At 28.8% G+C, this 21,416-nt stretch carries 19 protein-coding genes; 11 read left to right on the forward strand and 8 right to left on the reverse strand.

From position 1 onward, the window contains the following. Window positions 1–176 precede the first annotated feature (176 nt). A complete protein-coding gene (locus BMW96_RS05400) occupies window positions 177–1,409 on the forward strand; it encodes an HD domain-containing protein (RefSeq protein ID WP_092353281.1) in 1,233 nt (410 codons plus the stop codon). 10 nt (window positions 1,410–1,419) lie between these two features. On the opposite strand, the gene BMW96_RS05405 is transcribed toward BMW96_RS05400, so the two are convergent. Beyond that, complete coding sequence (locus BMW96_RS05405; protein WP_177165817.1) at window positions 1,420–3,297, reverse strand: transglycosylase domain-containing protein; 1,878 nt, start codon at window positions 3,295–3,297, stop codon at window positions 1,420–1,422. Window positions 3,298–3,352: 55 nt separating this feature from the next. On the opposite strand from BMW96_RS05405, the gene BMW96_RS05410 reads away from it, so the two are divergent. The 5 genes from BMW96_RS05410 (at window position 3,353) to BMW96_RS05430 (ending at window position 7,905) form a co-directional block, all read left to right on the forward strand. After that, window positions 3,353–3,733: a DUF1934 family protein gene (locus BMW96_RS05410; RefSeq protein ID WP_244881262.1), complete on the forward strand. Its 381-nt coding sequence runs from the start codon at window positions 3,353–3,355 to the stop codon at window positions 3,731–3,733. Window position 3,734: 1 nt separating this feature from the next. After that, the gene (cls, locus tag BMW96_RS05415; RefSeq protein ID WP_092353287.1) at window positions 3,735–5,255 is read left to right on the forward strand and encodes a cardiolipin synthase; all 1,521 of its coding nucleotides are present in this window, start codon (window positions 3,735–3,737) and stop codon (window positions 5,253–5,255) included. A 146-nt stretch (window positions 5,256–5,401) separates the two neighbouring features. Further along, entirely contained in the window at window positions 5,402–7,063 is a 1,662-nt protein-coding gene (gene argS / locus BMW96_RS05420) for an arginine--tRNA ligase (RefSeq protein WP_092353290.1), read from the forward strand. Between the two features lie 13 nt (window positions 7,064–7,076). Further along, complete coding sequence (rpoE, locus tag BMW96_RS05425; RefSeq protein ID WP_092353397.1) at window positions 7,077–7,424, forward strand: DNA-directed RNA polymerase subunit delta; 348 nt, start codon at window positions 7,077–7,079, stop codon at window positions 7,422–7,424. A gap of 43 nt (window positions 7,425–7,467) precedes the next feature. Beyond that, on the forward strand, window positions 7,468–7,905 hold the full coding sequence (locus BMW96_RS05430) for a GNAT family N-acetyltransferase (RefSeq protein WP_092353292.1): 438 nt from the start codon (window positions 7,468–7,470) through the stop codon (window positions 7,903–7,905). Window positions 7,906–8,119: 214 nt separating this feature from the next. Here the strand turns inward: BMW96_RS05430 and BMW96_RS05435 are convergent, their stop codons facing one another. Continuing rightward, window positions 8,120–8,692 (reverse strand): ATP-dependent Clp protease proteolytic subunit, encoded by a 573-nt coding sequence (locus tag BMW96_RS05435; protein WP_092353294.1) that lies wholly within the window; start codon window positions 8,690–8,692, stop codon window positions 8,120–8,122. 244 nt (window positions 8,693–8,936) lie between these two features. Here BMW96_RS05435 and gap point away from each other — a divergent pair, with 244 nt between their 5' ends. Together gap and BMW96_RS13870 are read left to right on the forward strand one after the other, a co-directional pair. After that, window positions 8,937–9,953, forward strand: coding sequence for a type I glyceraldehyde-3-phosphate dehydrogenase (gene gap, locus BMW96_RS05440; RefSeq protein ID WP_092353296.1), 1,017 nt, complete (start codon window positions 8,937–8,939; stop codon window positions 9,951–9,953). A 618-nt stretch (window positions 9,954–10,571) separates the two neighbouring features. Next, window positions 10,572–13,103 carry an LPXTG cell wall anchor domain-containing protein gene (locus BMW96_RS13870; RefSeq protein ID WP_162207533.1) on the forward strand — a complete coding sequence of 844 codons (2,532 nt, stop codon included), beginning with the start codon at window positions 10,572–10,574 and terminating at the stop codon, window positions 13,101–13,103. 348 nt (window positions 13,104–13,451) lie between these two features. On the opposite strand, the gene BMW96_RS05450 is transcribed toward BMW96_RS13870, so the two are convergent. From BMW96_RS05450 to BMW96_RS05465, 4 genes are all read right to left on the reverse strand, one after another. Then, a complete protein-coding gene (locus BMW96_RS05450; protein WP_092353298.1) occupies window positions 13,452–14,144 on the reverse strand; it encodes an LrgB family protein in 693 nt (230 codons plus the stop codon). Beyond that, the gene (locus BMW96_RS05455) at window positions 14,137–14,499 is read right to left on the reverse strand and encodes a CidA/LrgA family protein (RefSeq protein WP_092353300.1); all 363 of its coding nucleotides are present in this window, start codon (window positions 14,497–14,499) and stop codon (window positions 14,137–14,139) included. The genes BMW96_RS05450 and BMW96_RS05455 overlap by 8 nt, the downstream gene beginning before the upstream one ends. A gap of 88 nt (window positions 14,500–14,587) precedes the next feature. Beyond that, window positions 14,588–15,904: a C40 family peptidase gene (locus BMW96_RS05460; protein ID WP_092353302.1), complete on the reverse strand. Its 1,317-nt coding sequence runs from the start codon at window positions 15,902–15,904 to the stop codon at window positions 14,588–14,590. A 120-nt stretch (window positions 15,905–16,024) separates the two neighbouring features. Beyond that, window positions 16,025–17,227 (reverse strand): C40 family peptidase, encoded by a 1,203-nt coding sequence (locus BMW96_RS05465; RefSeq protein WP_092353304.1) that lies wholly within the window; start codon window positions 17,225–17,227, stop codon window positions 16,025–16,027. A 187-nt stretch (window positions 17,228–17,414) separates the two neighbouring features. On the opposite strand from BMW96_RS05465, the gene BMW96_RS05470 reads away from it, so the two are divergent. Then, window positions 17,415–18,443: a glycoside hydrolase family 25 protein gene (locus BMW96_RS05470; protein ID WP_092353306.1), complete on the forward strand. Its 1,029-nt coding sequence runs from the start codon at window positions 17,415–17,417 to the stop codon at window positions 18,441–18,443. A 1-nt stretch (window position 18,444) separates the two neighbouring features. On the opposite strand, the gene BMW96_RS05475 is transcribed toward BMW96_RS05470, so the two are convergent. Further along, window positions 18,445–18,945 (reverse strand): ferritin-like domain-containing protein, encoded by a 501-nt coding sequence (locus BMW96_RS05475; protein ID WP_092353309.1) that lies wholly within the window; start codon window positions 18,943–18,945, stop codon window positions 18,445–18,447. A 210-nt stretch (window positions 18,946–19,155) separates the two neighbouring features. Here BMW96_RS05475 and BMW96_RS05480 point away from each other — a divergent pair, with 210 nt between their 5' ends. Next, window positions 19,156–19,965 (forward strand): alpha/beta fold hydrolase, encoded by an 810-nt coding sequence (locus tag BMW96_RS05480; RefSeq protein WP_244881263.1) that lies wholly within the window; start codon window positions 19,156–19,158, stop codon window positions 19,963–19,965. Between the two features lie 16 nt (window positions 19,966–19,981). On the opposite strand, the gene BMW96_RS05485 is transcribed toward BMW96_RS05480, so the two are convergent. Beyond that, window positions 19,982–20,476, reverse strand: a complete 495-nt coding sequence (locus tag BMW96_RS05485; protein WP_092353313.1) for a GNAT family N-acetyltransferase — start codon at window positions 20,474–20,476, stop codon at window positions 19,982–19,984. A 117-nt stretch (window positions 20,477–20,593) separates the two neighbouring features. Here BMW96_RS05485 and BMW96_RS05490 point away from each other — a divergent pair, with 117 nt between their 5' ends. Beyond that, a complete protein-coding gene (locus BMW96_RS05490; RefSeq protein WP_092353315.1) occupies window positions 20,594–21,370 on the forward strand; it encodes an HD domain-containing protein in 777 nt (258 codons plus the stop codon). Window positions 21,371–21,416 lie beyond the last annotated feature (46 nt).

A 21,416-nucleotide genomic window follows, 5' to 3' on the forward strand; every position in this document is an offset into this window, starting at 1 on the left:
TGTTATATTACAAAGTTTAAAAAGTAGTAAACTAGACCTAAGAATAATAGTAATATTATTTCCTTTATGAATTAGGATTTAATATAAATCTATTATTTTACCTAAAGAGATTATGGTATAAACTTTTAATATATATTATAATTAAAATACAAAATAAAATATCTAGGGGTGAGAAAATGAATCCACAAGCGTATAAGTTACAATATACTAAATTAAAAGATAGCAAAGTATTTAGGGATGCCATACATAACTATATTCATGTTGATCAACCAGTTATATTAGAACTAATTAATTCAAAAGAGATGCAGCGTTTAAGAAGGATCAAACAGTTAGGTGGGACTCATCAAGTTTATCAGAGTGCAGAACATTCAAGATTTTGTCATTCACTAGGGGTTTATTTTATTGTACGAAAAATGATTTTTAATAGTGATATTGGTGAATATATTAATGATTATGATAAACTGACAGTTATGTGTGCAGCTTTATTACATGATATTGGTCATGGTCCATTTTCACATTGTTTTGAAGGAGTATTTAGCTTAAACCATGAAGATTTTACAATTAAGATCATTAATGGAGATAGTGAAGTTAATCATATATTAGAGAATTTTGATTCTGGATTTTCTAAAAAAGTAAGTAGTATTATTGAAAAGAAGCATCCTAATAAAATATTAATTCAAATGATATCAAGTCAATTAGATGCTGATAGAATGGATTATTTATTAAGGGATTCATATTTTACAGGAACAACTTATGGTCATTTTGATTTATATCGGATTTTAAGAGTGATGAAAGTGGTAAATAATAAGATTGTGTATAAATATTCTGGTGTTCAAGCAATAGAAAATTATATTTTAGCTCGGTATCATATGTATTGGCAAGTATATTATCATCCCACATCAAGAAGTTATGAGCAGTTATTAATTAGTATTTTTAGAAGAATGAAGGATCTTTATATTAAAGGATATGAGTTTGGGGATATTCGTTATTTAATGCCTTTTTTAGAAGATAGAGTAGATGAAGTAGCATATACTAAGTTAGATGAAAATATAGTGTTATATTATTTTAGAATACAAAGTGAAGGAAAAGATAAAATTTTAGCTGATTTATGTAATCGTTTTTTAAATCGTAAATTATTTTTGTATCATGATTTAAGAAGTAATGAAGAAAAGTTAAAATTAATGGAATTTTATTGTCAAAAGGGGTTTGATCCACGCTATTATGTAGTTAGTGATGATCAAAGTCAGATTCCTTATTTGTATTATAATAATGGAAGTGAAATAGGGGAGATAGAGATATTGGTAAACCGAGAATTAAAGGTTTTACCTGAAGTGTCAGAGATTGTTGGGGCAATAACTAATTCTACTAAAAATAAAATTGATCATAAAATATTTTATCCGGAATTATAGTAATTCCGGATTATTCTTTCTTAAACCAATAAATTATTCCATTTTCATCAAAGTCCCCTGTAAGGGGATTAATTGCAATTGCTTGAATGTTTTTAGTAGGCTGATACCAAGTAACATCCTTATTTTCATTGGTATAGTTTAAAACATCAACGACTGTTTTTTTAGCAACTGTCTTATCATTAGTACTTTTCATTTTTCGATTATCATCGTAACCTACCCAGCTAGCTACTAAAATATTAGGATTATAAGCAACAGCAAGATTATCAAAATCTGTACTTCCTGTTTTACAGGCATTAATGTTATCTAATTGATATGCAGCCATCGTTGCTTGAAGGTAGGTACTATATGTACTATCAAAAGTTGCTGTTAAAAGTTGTGATAGTTCTAAACAGGTATCTTGATTTAACATTTGTTTATCTTCAGCTTTGTGCTGATATAAAATATCGCCTTCATTATTAGTGATTTTTTCAATTGTATATACATGGTTATATATACCTTCACTAGCCAAAGTATTATACATATTAGCTAAATTATAGATATTGGTATTAACTGTACCTAGAGCTAATGAAGCATTTGATTTAACATTTTTAATATCAAACTTTTTAATTAATGAAGCAAGATTATCTGTGCCTAAAAATAAATGAGTTTTAACTGCAAAAATATTATCAGATACTGCAATTGCTTGTGCTAAAGTAATATCTTTATAAGCATATTTATTATTGTAATTACTTGGACTATAAGTAGTGTTATCTTCTAGTTTAAAAGTTGTTGGTTCATCTAAAAAGGTAGTAGATGGAGTAAAGCCATTTTCTAATGCAAGGTAGTATAACAAGGGTTTAACAGTACTGCCGATTTGGCGATTTGATTTAGTAGCACGATTAAATTGTGAAATAGTATAGTCTTTACCACCAATCAAGGCAAGTATTTTACTTGTATAAGGTTCTACGACAATACTAGATGTCTCTACTTCACTATCTTTTGTATAATCTTTAGCACTTTTTTCAAGTACTTTTTGATATCCTTGATTAAAGGTAGTATAAACATTTAATCCTTGATTTAAGTAAGTATTGTTATAATATCCTAATTCTTCTAATTCATCTATGACAGTATCTTTATAAAAATTATTAGCTAGATTATCATTAATTTTATGTTCTGTTGCTAAATTAAGATCACTTTTTAATACCTGCTGTTTTTGCTGATTATTAATTTTATTACAATCAATTAGAGCGTTTAAGACAATAGTTTGTCTTTTACGAGCTGCCTTTTGATCATTAAGAGGAGAAAAGTATGTTGGTCCATTAACAACACCTGCTAACATACTGCTTTCATTCAAATCTAGTTCTTTAGCACTCTTACCATAAAAGTATTGTGCTGCATTTTCAATTCCATATATCCCATGGCCAAAATAGACGTTATTAATATAACCTTCTAAGATATCATCCTTGTTAAGATGTGTTTCTAATTGCATTGTTAGAAATGCTTCTTTAAATTTTCTAGACCATGATTTTTCATTAGTTAAATATAATAAGCGAGCATATTGTTGAGTAATTGTACTTGCCCCTTGTGATTTTTTTTGATTGGTTAAGTTTACTTTTATAGCACGCATAATTCCAATTGGATCAAATCCACGATGCTCATAAAAACGCTGATCTTCAATAGCAACAATACTATCTATAAAATATTTACTAACATTATCTAATGTTACATAATGACCTGTATAATCATTGATTGACTGATAATATATTTCCTGGTTATCATCATATAGTTTTAAATATCGATTTTTATTTAAATCTGGTGCTCCCATAGAGTAAGCAATAATGTAGAATGACAAAAGTATACCGGCTAAACTAGCTAAAATAGTTATAAATATTTTTATTAATTTTTTCATTATCTCACCAAAAGTATTCTTGACGGATTTGTGTTATAATATGCACGGTGATATAATGAAAAAAGTAATTAAAGTTAAATATCGTAATATTTTTAAATATGAAGATCATCAAGAGGTAATTAAGTTTGATGAAAAAGGTTATTTAGAAGAAAGTGGGAATCATAAAATAATTAGTTTTATGACCGATAAATTAATTAGAATTGAAATTAAAGCAAATGAAATTATTTTATATAATGGAAATAGTATTTTACGGTTGATTTCAGGAAGAGATGTTTTAAATCAATATCAAACTGATTATGGTGAAATCTCATTAAGGACACGACTTATATATTATGAAATTGGCAATACTATTAAAATAAAGTATGAATTATATGATGGTCCTAATTTGATTAGCCAGGTATATATGATGCTTTCTTATATGATATTGGAGAATTGAAATGAAGTTATTAAAGTTTTTATCTAATCGAATAGTTGTATCAATTATTTTAATTGTTATTCAAATGATTTGGATTGCATCATTTATGCATTTTCTTTTCATTGATTCAAGTACTTTACGCTGGTTATTTATTGCTTTAAGTATGTTTGTTACTTTATATATAATAAATAATGATGATGATGATCCTGGGTATAAGATTATTTGGTTGATTCCAATATTGTCTTTTCCAGTTTTTGGTGGTTTATTGTATGTTGTTTTTGGTAATAAGAAACCAGCTAAAGGATTACAGACTGCCTTTGATAAGCAAAATGAAGCGGTTAGCCCTTATATATATCCTAATAATATAATAGATGAAATATCTGATCCAATTATAAAAGGACAAGTTAATTATTTAGTAAATGAAAAGTTTCCTGTTTATAATAATAGTAAGATCAAATATTATTCATTAGGTGATGATGCTTATCCAGATTTATTAGTGGAACTAGCAAAAGCTAAGCACTTTATTTTTATGGAATACTTTATTGTTGAAGAAGGGAAAATGTTTGATGCTGTTTTAAATATCTTGAAACAAAAAGTTAAAGAAGGCGTTGAGGTACGTTTTATGTATGATGATGTAGGTTCATTAACAATGCTTCCTTTTAGATATTATCGAGAACTAGAAAATTATGGAATTAAATGTATTGCATTTAATCATTTTGTTCCTTTTCTTTCAGCGGTAATGAATACACGTGATCATCGGAAAATAACTGTTATTGATGGAAATGTTGGTTTTAGTGGAGGATTTAATTTGGCTGATGAATATATTAACGCTAAAGTTAAGTATGGTCATTGGAAAGATACTGGTGTAATGATACAAGGAGAAGCAGTCTGGAATTTAACATTAATGTTTTTGACAACATGGAATGCTTCTTTAAAAACATATGAAGATTATGATAAATATCATCCTCGTCATTATCCAATGCATGTCTTAAAGCCAACAGGCTTTATACTACCTTATGGAGATTCACCTCTTGATAATAAACCAGTTGGTAAGAATGTTTATTTGAATATGATAAACCAGGCTCAAAAATATATATATATTGATACACCATATTTAATTATCAATGATGAATTAAAAAATGCTCTTTGTTTGGCAGTTCAACGTGGAGTAGATGTAAGAATTGTGACACCAGGAATACCTGATAAAAAGATTGTATTTAAGGTAACACGTTCTTATTATGAACCTTTAGTAAAGGGTGGGGTAAAAATTTATGAATATACTCCAGGATTTATTCATGCTAAAAACTTTGTAAGTGATGATAAAGTTGCAACAGTAGGAACGATAAATATGGATTATCGTAGTTTATATTTACATTTTGAATGTGGGGTATATATGTATGATGTACCTGCAATTAGAGATATTAAACAAGATTTTTTAAGGACGATTGCTTTAAGTAAAGAGATAACAGAGGATACTGTAAGAAGGGGAAAATTTAGGGGCTGGTTAGAAGGAATTCTTAGGTTATTTGCTCCATTGTTGTAATCAAGGAAGTTAGATGATAAAGAAACTTAAATTGTCGTATTTTAAGATATGAACTATTTGGATAAATTACTTTAAAAACATTGACTTAATAAGGGTTTAATGGTAATTTAATTAAGATATGTGGTAAAAACGTAAGGAGGACAATAATGGCAATTAATAAGATAGAAACAACTTTAAAAAGTGTGTTAAAAGAAGCGATTATTACATGTGGATTTGTTGAAGAATATGATCAAGAAAATATCACGATTGAAATACCTAAGGATAAGTCACATGGTGATTATTCAACTAATTTAGCAATGCAGTTGACAAAGTTATTAAAAAGAAATCCTCGTGAAATAGCTAATACAATAGTTGAGTCATTAAATAAAAAAGCTGCCAATATTGAAAAAGTAGAAATTGCAGGACCAGGATTTATCAATTTATTTTTAGCTAAAGATGCAATGACTTCAATCATTAAAGAAGTTTTAGAAGAAAAAGAAAACTATGGGAAAACAAAATATGGTAATGGTATTAAATATAATGTTGAATTTGTTTCTGCAAATCCAACAGGAGATCTTCATTTAGGACATGCAAAAGGGGCTGCAGTAGGTGATAGTATTTGTAGAATCATGGATGCTGCAGGTTATGATGTGACAAGGGAATATTATATAAATGATGCAGGAAATCAAATTCATAATTTAGCATTATCATTATATGCACGCTATAAGCAGGCGTTTGATCAAGAAGCAGTAATGCCTGAAGATGGATATCATGGTAAAGATATAATTGATATTGCAAATAAGATTAAAGAAACTGATGGGGATAAATATTTAAATTTATCCAAAAAAGAGGCAATTGCGTTTTTTAGAGCTAAAGGAACTGAATATGAATTACAAAAAATAAAAGATATATTAAATGAATTTAGAGTTTCATTTGATATATGGTTTTCTGAGACTTCTTTATATGAAGAAAATAGAGTCATTCCGACAATTGAAAAACTTAAACAAGCTGGTTATACTTATGAAGAAGATGGAGCTTTATGGTTTAAGTCAACTGAATTTGGTGATGATAAAGATCGGGTTTTAATTAAGGGAGATGGTTCATATACTTATTTAACACCTGATATTGCTTATCATTTAAATAAATTAGATCGTGGTTATGAATATCTAGTTGATTTATTAGGGGCTGATCATCATGGTTATATTAATCGAATGAAAGCTGCGATTCAAGCATTAGGATACAATGCTGATCAATTAAATATTGACATTATTCAAATGGTTAGAATGATGAATGATGGAGAACCAGTAAAAATGTCAAAGAGAACAGGAAATGCTGTGACAATCAAAGATTTAATTGAGGAAATTGGGGTTGATGCAACACGTTATTTCTTTGTTTCTAAAGCAGCTAATACACCATTTGACTTTGATATTGGTTTAGCGAAATCTAAATCAAATGAAAATCCAGTTTATTATGCTCAGTATGCCCATGCAAGAATGTGCTCGATTAAAGCCCAAGCTGCTAAAGCAAATGTAACATATAGTCAAAACTATGATTTATTAATTAATAATAAAGAAATTGAATTAGTTAAACATATTAATGAATTTAGAGCTACAATAATTGATGGAGCAGTTAATCGGGCTCCACATAAAATTGCTAACTATGTACAAAGATTAGCGCAATTATTTCATAGTTTTTATAATGAATGTTATGTTATTGATGAAAATAATTTAGAATTAAGTGGGCAAAGATTAGCTTTAGTTGAAGCTACAAGAATTACTATGGCTAATGCTTTAAGTTTAATTGGGGTAAGTGCCCCAGAAAAAATGTAGGAGGAGTATGGAAATGGATAGTATGAATAAGTATTATAATATGTCTATGGTTGATGTGGCATATGAGTTGATGTCTAAAAAGAAATCAGCTGTTAATTTTTATAAATTATGGGAAGAAGTTTGTCAAATGAAGAAATTTGATGATGTGCAAAAAGATGATAAAGAATCATTATTTTATACTAATATTACATTAGATGGACGTTTTATAACAGTTGGTGAAAATAATTGGGATTTGAGAAGTCGTCATAAATTTAGTGATGTTCATATTGATATGAATGATATTTATGCGGATGATGAAGAAGAAGCTTCTGAAGAATTAGAAGAAGATGTTGATTCAACAATTGAAGATGATTATAATTAAGCAAGACATTTAGTTTTGCTTTTTTATAAGTGTGGAGTATAAAATGATTAGAAAAGTAACAAAAAGTGATTATGAAACAATTACTAGATTATTAATTAAAGCATTTAAAAATCCCCCTTGGAATGAAGAATGGGATTATCATCGAGCACTTCAAAGAGTAGAACAGTTAGATGATGGTAAACATACAAGATGTTATGTTTATTTGATTGATAATAAAATAGCTGGAGTAATGTGTGGAAAAATAGTAACATATATTAAAAGTGTAGATTTGATGATTGAAGATTTTTATGTGGATCCTGAGTATCAAAGAATGGGGATTGGACATAAAATGATGATTTTATTAGAAAAAGAGTTAGATGAAGTTGATAACTTTACGTTATTAACAGGGAAAAATTTTTATAGTGTTAATTTTTATCAAAAAAATGGTTTTTCAATAAAAGATGAAGTTGTTTTTATGAATAAAAAATTAAATAATTCATAGAATGCATTGACAAATTTTTTAGATGATTTATTATAAGGTAAGTTAGAGAAGGGAAATATGGTATGCTAAATAGATTTAAGGGAATTAAATTAAAGTGGTATCATTTTGTGGTTTTTTGGTTGCCAGGAGGAATGTTCTGGTTATCATGCTTGATAGCTTATCAATATAAAAATACTAAAGTAATATAAAAGACATCAATTATATTTGGTGTCTTTTATATTATTTCATCAATTAAGCCATAATTTAATGCTTCATCGGGTTCTAAAAAATGATCACGATCTGTATCAACAACTATTTTATTTAGTGGCTGATTTGTATTTTGACTTAAAAGTTTATTTAATTTTTCTTTTTGTTTTAAAATACGTTTAGCACTGATTTCTATATCACTTGCTTGGCCTTCAAAAGCACCTAATGGCTGATGGATCATAATTTCACTATTTGGTAGACTACAGCGCTTTCCTTTTACTCCAGCACTAAGTAAAAAAGCAGCCATGCTTGCAGCCATTCCTATTACAATAGTGGAAACATCGCATTTAATAAAATTCATGGTATCATAAATGGCCATTCCAGCATTAATACTACCTCCTGGCGAATTTATATACATGAAAATGTCAGCATTACTATCAATAGACTCTAAATATAGAAGCTGAGCAACGATACTGCTTGCCATTTTATCATCAATGGTACCTGTTAATAAAATAATTCGATCTTCTAAAAGTCGTGAGTAAATGTCATATGCATATTCACGCTGGTTTGTTTTTTCAATTACTGTAGGAACTAAATGCATTATCTTACCTCCATATTTAAGTATAGTGATTTAAATAATAATTATTCATTTTCTCTTTTATTTAGTTAAATTGAGTTTATGATAAGGTGCAAAAAAAGTAATATAAAAGATATGTATGTAGATATAAGGAAATTTAGTTTTATTTTTTAAATATTTTTTAATGAAACCCATTACATTAGTTGCTTTTCTTAGCTTTCTGGAATATAATATGTTCATAAAGAACATTCAAGGAGGAATAAAAAGAATGGCAGTAAAAGTAGCAATTAATGGATTTGGACGCATTGGACGTCTTGCATTCAGACAAATGTTTGGTGCTGAAGGATATGAAGTTGTAGCAATCAACGATTTAACTGATCCAAAAATGTTAGCGCATTTATTAAAATATGATTCAGCACAAGGTAGATATGCATTAGCTGATAAAGTTGTAGCTGGTGAAGATTCTATCACTGTTGATGGAAAAGAAATTAAAATTTATAGTGAAGCAGACGCTTCTAAATTACCTTGGGGAGAAATCGGTGTAGATGTAGTATTAGAATGTACTGGTTTCTATGTATCTAAGGCTAAATCTCAAGCACATATTGATGCTGGGGCTAAAAAAGTTGTTATCTCTGCTCCTGCAGGAAATGACTTACCAACAGTTGTATTTGGTGTAAATGAAAACATCTTAACTGCTGATGATACTATTATCTCTGCAGCATCTTGTACAACTAACTGTTTAGCACCTATGGCTAATGCTTTAAATAATTTAGCTCCAATTAAATCTGGTATCATGTTAACAGTTCATGCTTATACTGGTGACCAAATGGTATTAGATGGACCTCATAGAAAAGGTGATTTAAGAAGAGCTCGTGCAGCTGCAGTAAATATTGTACCTAACTCAACTGGTGCAGCTAAAGCTATCGGATTAGTAATCCCTGAATTAAATGGAAAATTAATTGGTTCAGCTCAACGTGTACCTGTTCCAACTGGATCAACTACAATTTTAACTTCTGTTGTTGAAGGTGAAGTTACAGTTGATGAAGTAAATGCAGCTATGAAAGCAGCAGCAACTCCTTCATTTGGATACACTGAAGAACAATTAGTATCTTCTGATATTATCGGAATTACTTATGGATCATTATTTGATGCAACTCAAACAATGGTTAAACCATTAGATAACGGAACTACTGAAGTTCAAACAGTTGCTTGGTATGATAACGAAAATTCATATACTTCTAACATGGTTAGAACAATCAAATATTTCGCTGAATTATCTAAATAATTAATTGAAACTTAATGCAAAGACTAGTCGTTGACTAGTCTTTTTCGTTAGTTTATTTATATTAAATTGTGTATTCTTATATAAGTATAAAAAATATATGAAATAATATTTGTGAAAAATAACATCATATAAATAATTTTAATATTAAAAATATAATAAATTCTTTTTATATTGAAAAGTACTATTTGTAAGTGCTATACTTTGAATAGAAGAAGTCTACTTTTTAACAGGAAAATTACTAGGCAAGTAAAATACAATCATGATAGTAATAGATACTGCATATTTTTAAGTTTTTAGTGGAAATAACTATAAATTGATTTAAAAAGGTTAAATTGGTAAAGATAATGGATCTTTATAAGCTGTTATATAATTATCGGGAATTTATATGAACATATCTTGGTATTATTGGTGTTTATAACATTTTTATGTGATAATAACTGAAATCGTCATAAATCTGAAATAATCTTAGAAATTTTATTATAAATGATTTAATTCGTTGTAGTTGTCTAGTATAGAGTGGTTAATATATTGTTTTGTTAGCTATACTTTGATTTACTGTGAGATAAAAAGTTTTGATTTTAAATGTATATTAGGTGCATAAGAAAGGAACTAATTTTTATGAAAAAAGTGAAATTAATTTTTACATTTTTAATTGTTGTAACAATACTCACTAGTTATTTTGCAGTTACAGCGCCATCTGTATTTGCTAAGAAGGCAGAGGTAACTGAAGATTCAGGGATATTTCAGCAAGTGAATATTGATGGAGTAAAAGCAGATGTATATTCGTATACTGCACCTGTCATCAATAATCCTGCCCCTATGATGACACCTGTTATTTTTGTGTATAGCAATCATGGATATCAAAACCAGGATGATGCGTATGTTGCATTAGTTGATATGGGACTAAAAGAAATTGCAGATACAGCAAGAGGAGGAGTATTTTTGTTATCACCTGAAAATGGTGACAGCTGGAGTGAAGAGGATGTAACTGCATATTGGAATATTATTGCAAAAATCACAAAAAGTAGTGCGATTGAAGAATTAGGATATTTTACATATACTAATTTAGTTTATGCAATTGGAGAAGGAAATGGAGCAACATTTATTCATAATGTCTTATCTCAAAATGCAAATAGAATTGCTGGTGTTGCAACATTTGGTGGAGAAATTGATAATCCAGAAAACTTAATGGCTTTACCAGCATATTTGGTGGGAGCAAATGATGATGTTATTAATTTCTATAAATCAATTAATGAAGCAACTGAGGAAACAATGATAGGTGAAAACCAATGTTTCTATAATTCTACATTAGATGTAAAAAAAGTTATTATTAATGAATTGGCTGATACAAGATTTAATAAAGAGTTAATTAAAGATGCATGGGTAAACTTATTAAGAAAAACTACTAGAAATGTTATTGAAGAATGTATCTGGTATATAGATGCTATATTGGGACGTCAATCTCAAGAAATATTTACTTTGATGGATAGAGCTGTATATTCAGAAGAAAAATTAATATTTAATGAAATTAACTATGTAATGGATCAATCGGGGTATTTTGAATGGGTTCCAGAGGAAGCTTTAACAGAAGATAATACTAAAACATATCCTTTAGTTGTGACTTTCCATGGTTCTGGAGATCATCCAGTATTTGAAGCAGAAAGCCAAGGCTGGGTTAAATTAGCAGGAAAAGAACGATTTATTGTTATTGCACCTGGAAACAATGCTGGTGCTGGTGCACAAAAAGCTTTAATTGAAGAGGTATGTGCTAAATATCCTGTAGATAAATCTAGAATTTATTGTACTGGATTTTCAATGGGTGGTGTTGAAGCTGAAAAAATGGTTAATGAATATCCAGAATTATTTGCAGCTGTTGCACCAATGGCAGCTTTCCCTGAAATTACTTATTCTGGAAATGTTCAATTACCGATTTTCTATGGACTTGGGGAAAAAGATATATTTATGACTCGTCCTACTGATTTTTCTGGTGCTGGAGATATTCAGTATACTGGGGAATCATTTATGGATCCGGAAATTGTCAGTCGTGTTATTAATCCCGCTTTAAGAATTAATGGTATTGATAAGCAGGTTGATTCTAGTAATTTAAATTTTGTAAAATATCCATTTGTTGGATTTGATATAGAGGCACTAGCCAGTGAAACTAAAACAATCACTACAAAACATGGTATACAAGAAACTATTTCAGATTTTAAAAATGATGCTGATGTAACTGTTTTTAAATATGTTACTGTAGCTGACTATGATCATAATCATTATGAAGGCTGGGCAGAACAAATTTGGAATTTCTTTAAACCGTTCTCTAGAAATACAGAAACAAATGAATTAATTATTTCAACAGAAGGAAACCAAGTTGAAACAAATAAAACAGCATTAGCTATTGCTATAGAAATGGCAGAAAATGCAAGTTTAGAAAATGTAGTACCAGCAGTAGTAGAAGAATTCAGTGCAGCATTAGAAAATGCTCAAACAGTTTATGCAAATGATAATGCAACACAAGAAGAAGTAGATGAAGCATTTGATAGATTAGCTAGTGTAATGCATATGTTAGACTTCTTCAAAGGAAATAAAGAATTATTACAAAAACAAGTAGAACAAATTAATAGCTTAGTAGAAGAACAATATATACCATCTACATGGAGTGCAATGTTACCAGTATTAGAAAAAGCAAATGAAGTACTAGGTAATGAAAATGCAATGCAGGAAGAAATAGATGAAGTATATAGTGAATTAGTAAGAGCATTTATTAATTTAAGATTAAAACCAAATAAAGATTTATTACAAGGTTTAATCAATCAAGCAAACGGATTAAATAGAGAAAACTACTCTGCAGCGTCATTAAAAGCGGTAGATGATGTAATGACAAGAGCAAAAGAAGTATTAAATAATTCAAAAGCAACAAAAGAAGAAGTAGAAACTGTAGTAGCAGCTCTAACAAAAGCATTATCAGGATTAGAAGTAAGTCCAAGCAATCCAATAGTAGATAATAAACCTGTAGAAACAGTAAAACCAGGAGATACAACAGTAAGTGTAAAAACTGGAGATACAACAAATTTATTATATCCAGTAGCAGGAATGTTGTTAGCTTCATTTGTTTTAACTGTAAATAAGAAAAGAAAAAATTTAAATTGATTAAGATAGATTATTATAATTAGAGGCTGATATTAATTAATGAAGAGTTAATATTATAGTCTCTTTTTTATTTAAGATAGTTGATTTAACTATTCTTTAAGAAAAAAGATAATTAGAAATAAATAAAACTTACATTTTAATAGTAAATATGCAACTAAGCTGATAGTAGTGGTGCTATTGTAAAAAAATAAAAAGACAAGTAAATAAAATATGAGATAAAATAAAAAGTATGAAATTAACTTCATACTTTTTTGATTAAAGATTAAGTATATTAATGTTATTTAAGATTATTATTAAGCATATAATTATATTATAAAAAATATATATAGATTTATAAAATTTTTATAGTTAAAGTAATGTCGCTACTAAAGGAGCGAAAATAACAGTTAATAGACCAGCGATAACAATTGATAAGCTACTCATAGCCCCTTCGATTTCCCCAAATTCAAGAGCTTTAGCTGTCCCAATAGCATGGGCACTATTTCCCAATGCTAAACCAATTGCTACAGGATGACTGATTTTGAATGCTTTGCAAATACTTTTAGCAATAATTGCTCCTAAGATACCTGTAACAATCACTACCCCTACAGTGATAGTAGAGTTACCACCAATTTTATCAGAAACTCCAATTGCTATTGCAGTTGTAATAGATTTAGGTAATAATGAATGATAAATAACAGGATCAACTTTCATTAATAAAGACATAATAAATATTGAAGTTAGACCAGCTATACAGCCGCTTAATAGACTGATAATAATTGCGGTAAGATGTTGAAGCAGTATTCTTACTTGTTTGTATAAAGGTACAGCTAGACATACAGTTGCTGGTGTTAATAACATGGTAATAAATTGAGCACCTTTATTATATGTATCAAAGTTAATATCAAATACAACTAAAATTACAATACAAATGATTGCACTAATTAAAAGTGGATTAAAAATAGGAAAAGGTAATTTCTTTCTTATTTGCACAGCTATCCAATATGATAAAAAACTAATAACAAGTCCAAAATATATTGTTTCTACAAGTATCTTATCCATTTTTATTTTGCTCCTTCCTTTCAATTATTGATTGAGCAACTTTTCCTGTAGCTATCATAACAACAATAGTACTAATTAAAGTGATGATACTAATGACAAAAATATCTTTCATTAAAGCTTCGCTTACATTGATTAAACTAACAGCAGAGGGAACAAATAGTACTGGCATGATTAAAATCAGCCAGTCCGCTACTTCTTCAATTTGATGTAGCTTTATAATACCACTAAATAAACAAATTAACATAATTCCTAATCCATAAACACTAGCAGGAATTGGTAATGGTATTATTAGACCAAGTAATTCTCCAATAAAGGAAATTGTTAGAATAATTAAAAATTGATGTATATATTTCATAATAACCCCCATTCTTTGAATGATTATAGCACTATGTTTGTTACATTTGAATATATAAATAAAAAAACACTGATTATTTTAATCAGTGTTAGCTAACTCTTCTTATTGTAGATATTCTAGAGTAGTAATAAGAACCAGGTTCTAAAGATGATATTTTTACACATGCATTTGGATCATCGCCATGAGTAGAACTATCTCCACCACCAGCATGAATCATTGATCTAGAACCATTTGAATTGACAATTACGATTCCTATATGATAAGCAGGATTACCAAAACATACAAGATCACCAGTTTTTGAATTAGAGAAACTTACACTTGACCACATTTTAGAATATCCAGCAGCAGTGTTTCGTCCTCCGCTCACTCCAGCTTGTTTTAGGCTCCAATATACAAATCCAGAACAATCAAAGTATGTAGGACCTTGTGCTCCCCACCAATAGCGAGCTCCTAGCTTAGTATAAGCAGCAGCATAAATTCTTTCACCTAAATCTCCGTTATTTGGAATATCTCCATTATTATTGTTATTGTTTTCATCATTGTTGTTGTTGTTATTTCCACCATTGTTTCCATTGTTATTGGAATTACTTCCATTATCAGGTTTACTAGGTTTAGGAGGAGGAGGTGGTGGTGTTGGAGTTTCATATGCATTTTTATTAAATTCTTCAATTGCAGCACTTAAAGTATCTGTCATTTCACCATAGTCATAAATAGCATTTTGAGTAGAAGCAATATTTTTATTTTGTTCTTCTAATAGAGCAGTGTATTTACTTTGCAATGCTTTTTGTTCATTTTGTTGATTTAATAGTATTGCTTTTGCATCTTCAAGTGTTTTTTGTTGCTCTTGTACTTGTTTTCTTTGACTATTTAATTCTTCAATCAATTCTTTATCATTTTTAGTTAGTTCATTAAACCCTTCAATACGTGCGAACATATCAGAAAAGTTTGATGCACCAAAGATAAAATTAATGATTGTATTTTCATTAGTATAAGACTGCATAGAATACATACGGTCTTTTAATATTTGGGTATTTTTTTCTATATTAGCTTGAAGGTTAGCTATTGTAGTAGTTAAATAACTAATCTCTGCTTCACGATCACTAATTTGTTTGTTTAAAGATTCTAATTGTTTTTGAACACTTTCAAGTGTTGCTTTAGTATCATTTGCAGCTTCTTTTTGCTTTGCTAATTGCACAGTTAAATCATTATTTTTCTTTTTAAGATATTTATTAAATTGTTCACATGTAGACTTATTACTATTAGAAATATTTGAAGAAGAGCATAAATTCATATATTTATTTTCATTGCCTTCAAAATCAACAGCCTTTATTGGCAATGCATTAGAATAAGTAGTTGTAAATATAGATAGTACTAATATTGTTGATATAGATTTCTTTATTTTCATTTAATCACCTCGATACACAGTCATTATCCTATAAAAATCGACATAAGTAAATAGTCTTTATAAGTTTTTTGATATAAAAGAGAAAACTTGTCAAAATAAAAAGATAAGCAATTGCTTATCTTAATATAGTCTTCGAACATCATACCAGTTTGCTTGATAATAACCACTACTCAATGATGCTATCTTAACTACATCACCAGTTTGTGGAGCATGTACCATATTACCACCACCAATATAAATACCAACATGATGTATACCACTGGCACTTCCGTTTTTACTAAATAGAATAATATCGCCTGCCTGCATACTACTGCGTGATACAGAAATACCTTTTTTTGCTAGCGTTTTAGTACTGTTGCTACCAATATTTACACCTGCTTGATAGAAAGCCCAGCTAACTAAACCAGAACAGTCAAAAGTAGATTGATTTGGATTAGCGATTTCTGACATACTATGACAAGCACCATATACATAAACGCTGCCCCGTTTACTTAATGCTTTATTAGCAATAGCATTTCCAATTTCAGAATTACCAGAAACAACACTACCACTTGGAAGCTCAGATTCTTTTACAGCAGCTGCAAAGGCAGCTAAGTTATCATCAATTTTTTCACTACTGTTTTTAGCTTGTAGCGCAGCTTTTTCTTGGGCAATTGCTTCAGCATTTTGTTTTAGATACAAAGCCTGGAATTGTTCTTGTAATGATTTTTTAGAGGCTCTTTGAGTCTCGATGTTTGCTTTTGCAGAAACTATAGTAGCTTTTTGAGATTCTACTTGCTTTTTTTCATCTGATAATTGGGAAACTAATTCTTTATCATAAGAAGTTAATTCATTGATACTTTCAATTCGAGAGAACATATCAGAAAAGTCTGATGCACCAAAAATAAAATCTATGTAAGAGTTGTTATTCATGTAAGATTGCATTGAGTACATTCGTTCTTTAAGTTCTTCTTCTTTTTTCGAAATACTTGTTTCTAAATTAGCGATAGAGGTTTGTAAGTAATTGATTTCAGCTTCTTTTTGAGCAATTTCATCATTTAAAGAAGTGATTTCATTAGTGATACTGTCAAGATTAGCTTTAGTGTTAGAAGCTTGAGCTTTACTTTCATTAACTTGATTTTTTAGAGCTTTATTTTTTCTTTTTAAATAAGAATTAAACTCTTTACAAGTGTTTAAATTACTATTAGATAAACTGGATGAAGAACATATCTTCATATATTTATCTTCTTGACCCTCGAAATCTGTAGCCTTTATAGGTGCTGGAAAGATAGTTAATGTTAATACTGTACAGACGCCTAAGGCATAAATGAATAATTTTTTCATTTAATTTACCTCCGATTTATAATATATAATATTAATTTTTATATTCGATTTTAATAGTACGTTTAATAAGACCATACCACTGTGATTATAGCACAATATTACTATTTTATCATTAAAATGATGAAAATGTTGTTTAAGTCACACATTTTTTTTTAACCTTCATATATTAAAATTGGGAGGAAAAATAATGGCACAAAGAACAGATGTATTGACATATGGAATTGATGTTTCACAATATCAGGGATTAATTAATTGGGAGGTAGCAAAAGATCATATAGATTTTGCTATTATTAGGTGTGGTTATGGGCAGGATATTCCAGGTCAGGATGATAATTTATTTAAACGAAATGCTGATGAGTGTACAAGATTAGGAATTCCTTTTGGAGTATATTTATATTCATATGCAAAAAATAGTAGTGATGCAAAGGGTGAAGCTCGTCATGTAATGCGATTAGTTGAAAATTATAAAATGGCGTATCCTATATATTATGATTTGGAAGATGAAAATACTACTGGAAAACAATCAAATGAGGTTATTGCTAATATTGCAAAAACTTTTGCTGATGAACTAGAAGCAAACGGCTATTTTGTAGGAATATATGCTTCATTGTATTGGTGGAGAACAAAACTTACTAGTGATATATTTGATCAATATACACGTTGGGTTGCTAATTATGCTTCAGAACTAAATTTTGATAAACCATATGATATGTGGCAATTTTCTTCAACAGGTAGAGTAGAAGGTGTACCGTCAATTGTTGATGAGAACTATTGTTATGAGGATTTTCCTGCAATAATAAAAGCTGCTGGGAAAAATAATTTTGATAAAATTACCCCATTAGAACGATATAATATAGGTGATACGGTTAGATTTAATTATGTCTTTTTAACTAGTGAATCTACTAATCCACTACGTCCATATCGAAATGTGGGAAGAATAACTAGAATTGTTAGAAATGCTCGTAATCCATATCTTATTGGAGAAGATCAAGGATGGGTTAATGATCAGGTAATTGAGGGAAGAGTTAATTATTTGTCAAATCCAAATTATGTAGGAGATAGTTTTGTTAATGCATTAAAACAAATTGGTGAAGATATTAGTTTTGAAAATCGACGGCGTTTAGCAAACTTAAATGGGGTAACTAATTATGTAGGTAGTGCTGCTCAGAATCTAGAATTATTGCAGCTATTAAAAGAAGGGAGACTAATTAGTTAGTTTATCTAACTAATTTAGTCTCCCATTGTTTTAAGATTTTTATATGCAATTTTTCATCTTCAATAATTCTTTTTAAAATATCTACAATATGTAGATCTTTAATTATACTAGCTTGATACATATACTTATTAATTGCTTGGTACTCATTGTCTATTGCGTTTTGAAGAACTTCAGAAACTTGATTAGGATAGTTTAAATATGATGGAGACCAATAACAGCATTGGTCATCTAAACAAGTCCACCAACGAGGATTCATTCCTAGTTTTAATGATAATTCCATAAAGATATCTAAATGATGCATCTCAACCATTGAAATATTTAAAAATGTTTGTTTTAGATCGTTAAAATCTTCTCCTGCAATAGCATGATTATAAATATATTGACAAATGGCAGATGTTTCAGAATTCATACCACCAACATTATCAAGAATCATTAATCCATATGTTTCGTTTGGTGCTTCGACCTCTACTTTAGGGTAGGGTTTATTAACTTTATATTCCATAATTTCACCTCATTTGAAAATATGCAAATCAGAAGTAAATATGAATAAAAAAATAATATATGTTACATCTTTTAATGATTAAAGATATTAATAATATAAATAATACATTTAATTACTAAAATAATGGTGATTATTATATTAAAAATATAGATTTAATCTTTTATTATAAATTATTATTATACTGCATAGAATATGGTGAGGGGGAATTATATGTTTTATCTAAAGTCATCAGATAATACAAATTTGGCAGTAGAAGATATAAATCCACATTGCCAAAAAACAGTAGTTTTAGTACATGGGTGGCCTATTTGCCAGGATATGTATGAATACCAAAAAAATGTTTTAAATGATAGGCGGTATCGAATTATTAGTTATGATATTCGAGGGTTGGGAAAATCTCAGGTTACTGGAAGTGGTTATGATTATGATCAATTAGCTACTGATCTTCACTGTATTTTAAATATTTTAAATGTTTATAATGTAACTTTGGTAGGATTTTCAATGGGTGGTGCTATTTGTGTTCGGTACATGAGTAAATATAATAATGAAAGAGTTAATAAACTAGTTTTAATAGGAGCAGCAGCACCATCATTTACATGTACAGTTCATAATCCAGATGGCAAAACTATTGATGAAGTAAATCATCTAATTGAGCAGTGTTATATAAATCGTCCAAAATTAGTTTATGATTTTGGTCAGGATGTTTTTGCTTTAAATCATGGAAATGAATTTATGAATTGGTTTTCTTCGATTTGTTTAACAGGGTCAGGAATTGGAACAATTCGAACGGCTGTCTCTTTACGTGATGAGGATGTTTATCAAGATTTATTTAATATCAAGGTTAGAACTTTAATAATGCATGGTGTATTAGATAAAATTTGTCCATTTTCATTTGCTTTAATTATGCATGAATGCATTGAAAATTCATGTCTTTGTAAATTTGAATACAGTGGACATGGGATATTTTATGATGAGTTAAAAAGATTTAATCAAGTATTAATTGATTTTATTGAACAATAAAACCTGCATTGGCAGGTTAAAGGATTTTTTCATATGCACGACGAGTTTCTTTATTTTCTAAATAGATAGTACCACAATGTGTAAATCCATATTTAGTTAAAAAACGCTGCATTGATAAGTTATCATCATGGGTATCTATTCTAATACTAGGCAGTTTGGGATATAGTTTGGTTGCTTCATCCATAATTATTTTTGCTAATCCATTACCTTTTTGATCATTTCTGATTGCTATACGATGGACAGTAATATAGTTGGCATTTTGAAGCCATTTTCCATCAATATAATTGTAGTTTGGTTCAAGTGCTTTAGAAATCATAGCAGTTGCGACTATTTCACCATTAATTTCAAGTACGTATGCTTCTTGATGATCAATATCATTAAGAATAGAATTTTCATTGGGATAGCCATCTTGCCATTGGTTGATTCCTTGTTCTTTAAAATATTTTTTAGCTTGATTGATAATTGTCATAACAGCATTTAAATCATTAGTTGTAGTCAATCTTAATTTCATTTAATCACATCCTTGGTTATTAATATAGCATAACTATATTAAAATGGAAATTGCTATTTAGAATAATAGTAGAGAATTGTTGATAAAGAGCATATAATGAAAGCTGGAGGTGGTTAGATGATTGACTTAATAAATGCTAAAAGAGTATTTGATGAATATGTTAATGATTTTGATAAAAATAATCAAAAAATTGTTTTGAAGATAGAACATACTTATCGAGTTATGGAAGCTGCTAAAAATGTTGCAATATCACTAAATTTAACTCAAGATGATATTGAAATAGCAACATTAATTGGGTTATTACATGATATTGGGAGATTTGAACAATTAAAGCGTTATAATTGTTTTATTGATAGTAAAACAGTTGATCATGCATTATTAGGAGTACAAATTTTATTTGATGATGGCTTAATTGATAAATTTAATATAAAACAAAAAGATTATCAATTAATCTACAAAGCAATTTTTAATCATAATAAATACGAAGTTGCTAAAGATTTAAATGAATATGAGTTACTTCATTGTAAAATAATTCGAGATGCTGATAAAATTGATATTTTTAAGACAGGATTACTTGAAACATTTGAGGCATTTTTAGATTCAAATCAGTGTGTTTTAGAAAATGATATTATTAGTGAACAAATATATCAAACATTTATGAATAATAAGTCGATTCTTAGTACTACTCGTAGAACAGATTTAGATCGATGGGTATCATTTCTGGCTTTAATTTTTGATTTAAATTATCAATACAGCTGTAATTATGTTTATCAACAAGATTATATTACAAAGTTAGTAAAACGGTTAAATTATAAAAATGGTGATACTCACAAAAAAATGATTAATATAATGAATCATGCTAATAAATATTTGAAAGAAAAGAGTAATTTTTAACTTAATTCTTTCTTGTTTTCTCTTGAAGAGTGAAAAAATAAAGTGT

The sequence above is a fragment of the Thomasclavelia cocleata genome (assembly GCF_900102365.1).
Taxonomy (GTDB): Bacteria; Bacillota_I; Bacilli_A; order Erysipelotrichales; family Coprobacillaceae; genus Thomasclavelia; species Thomasclavelia cocleata.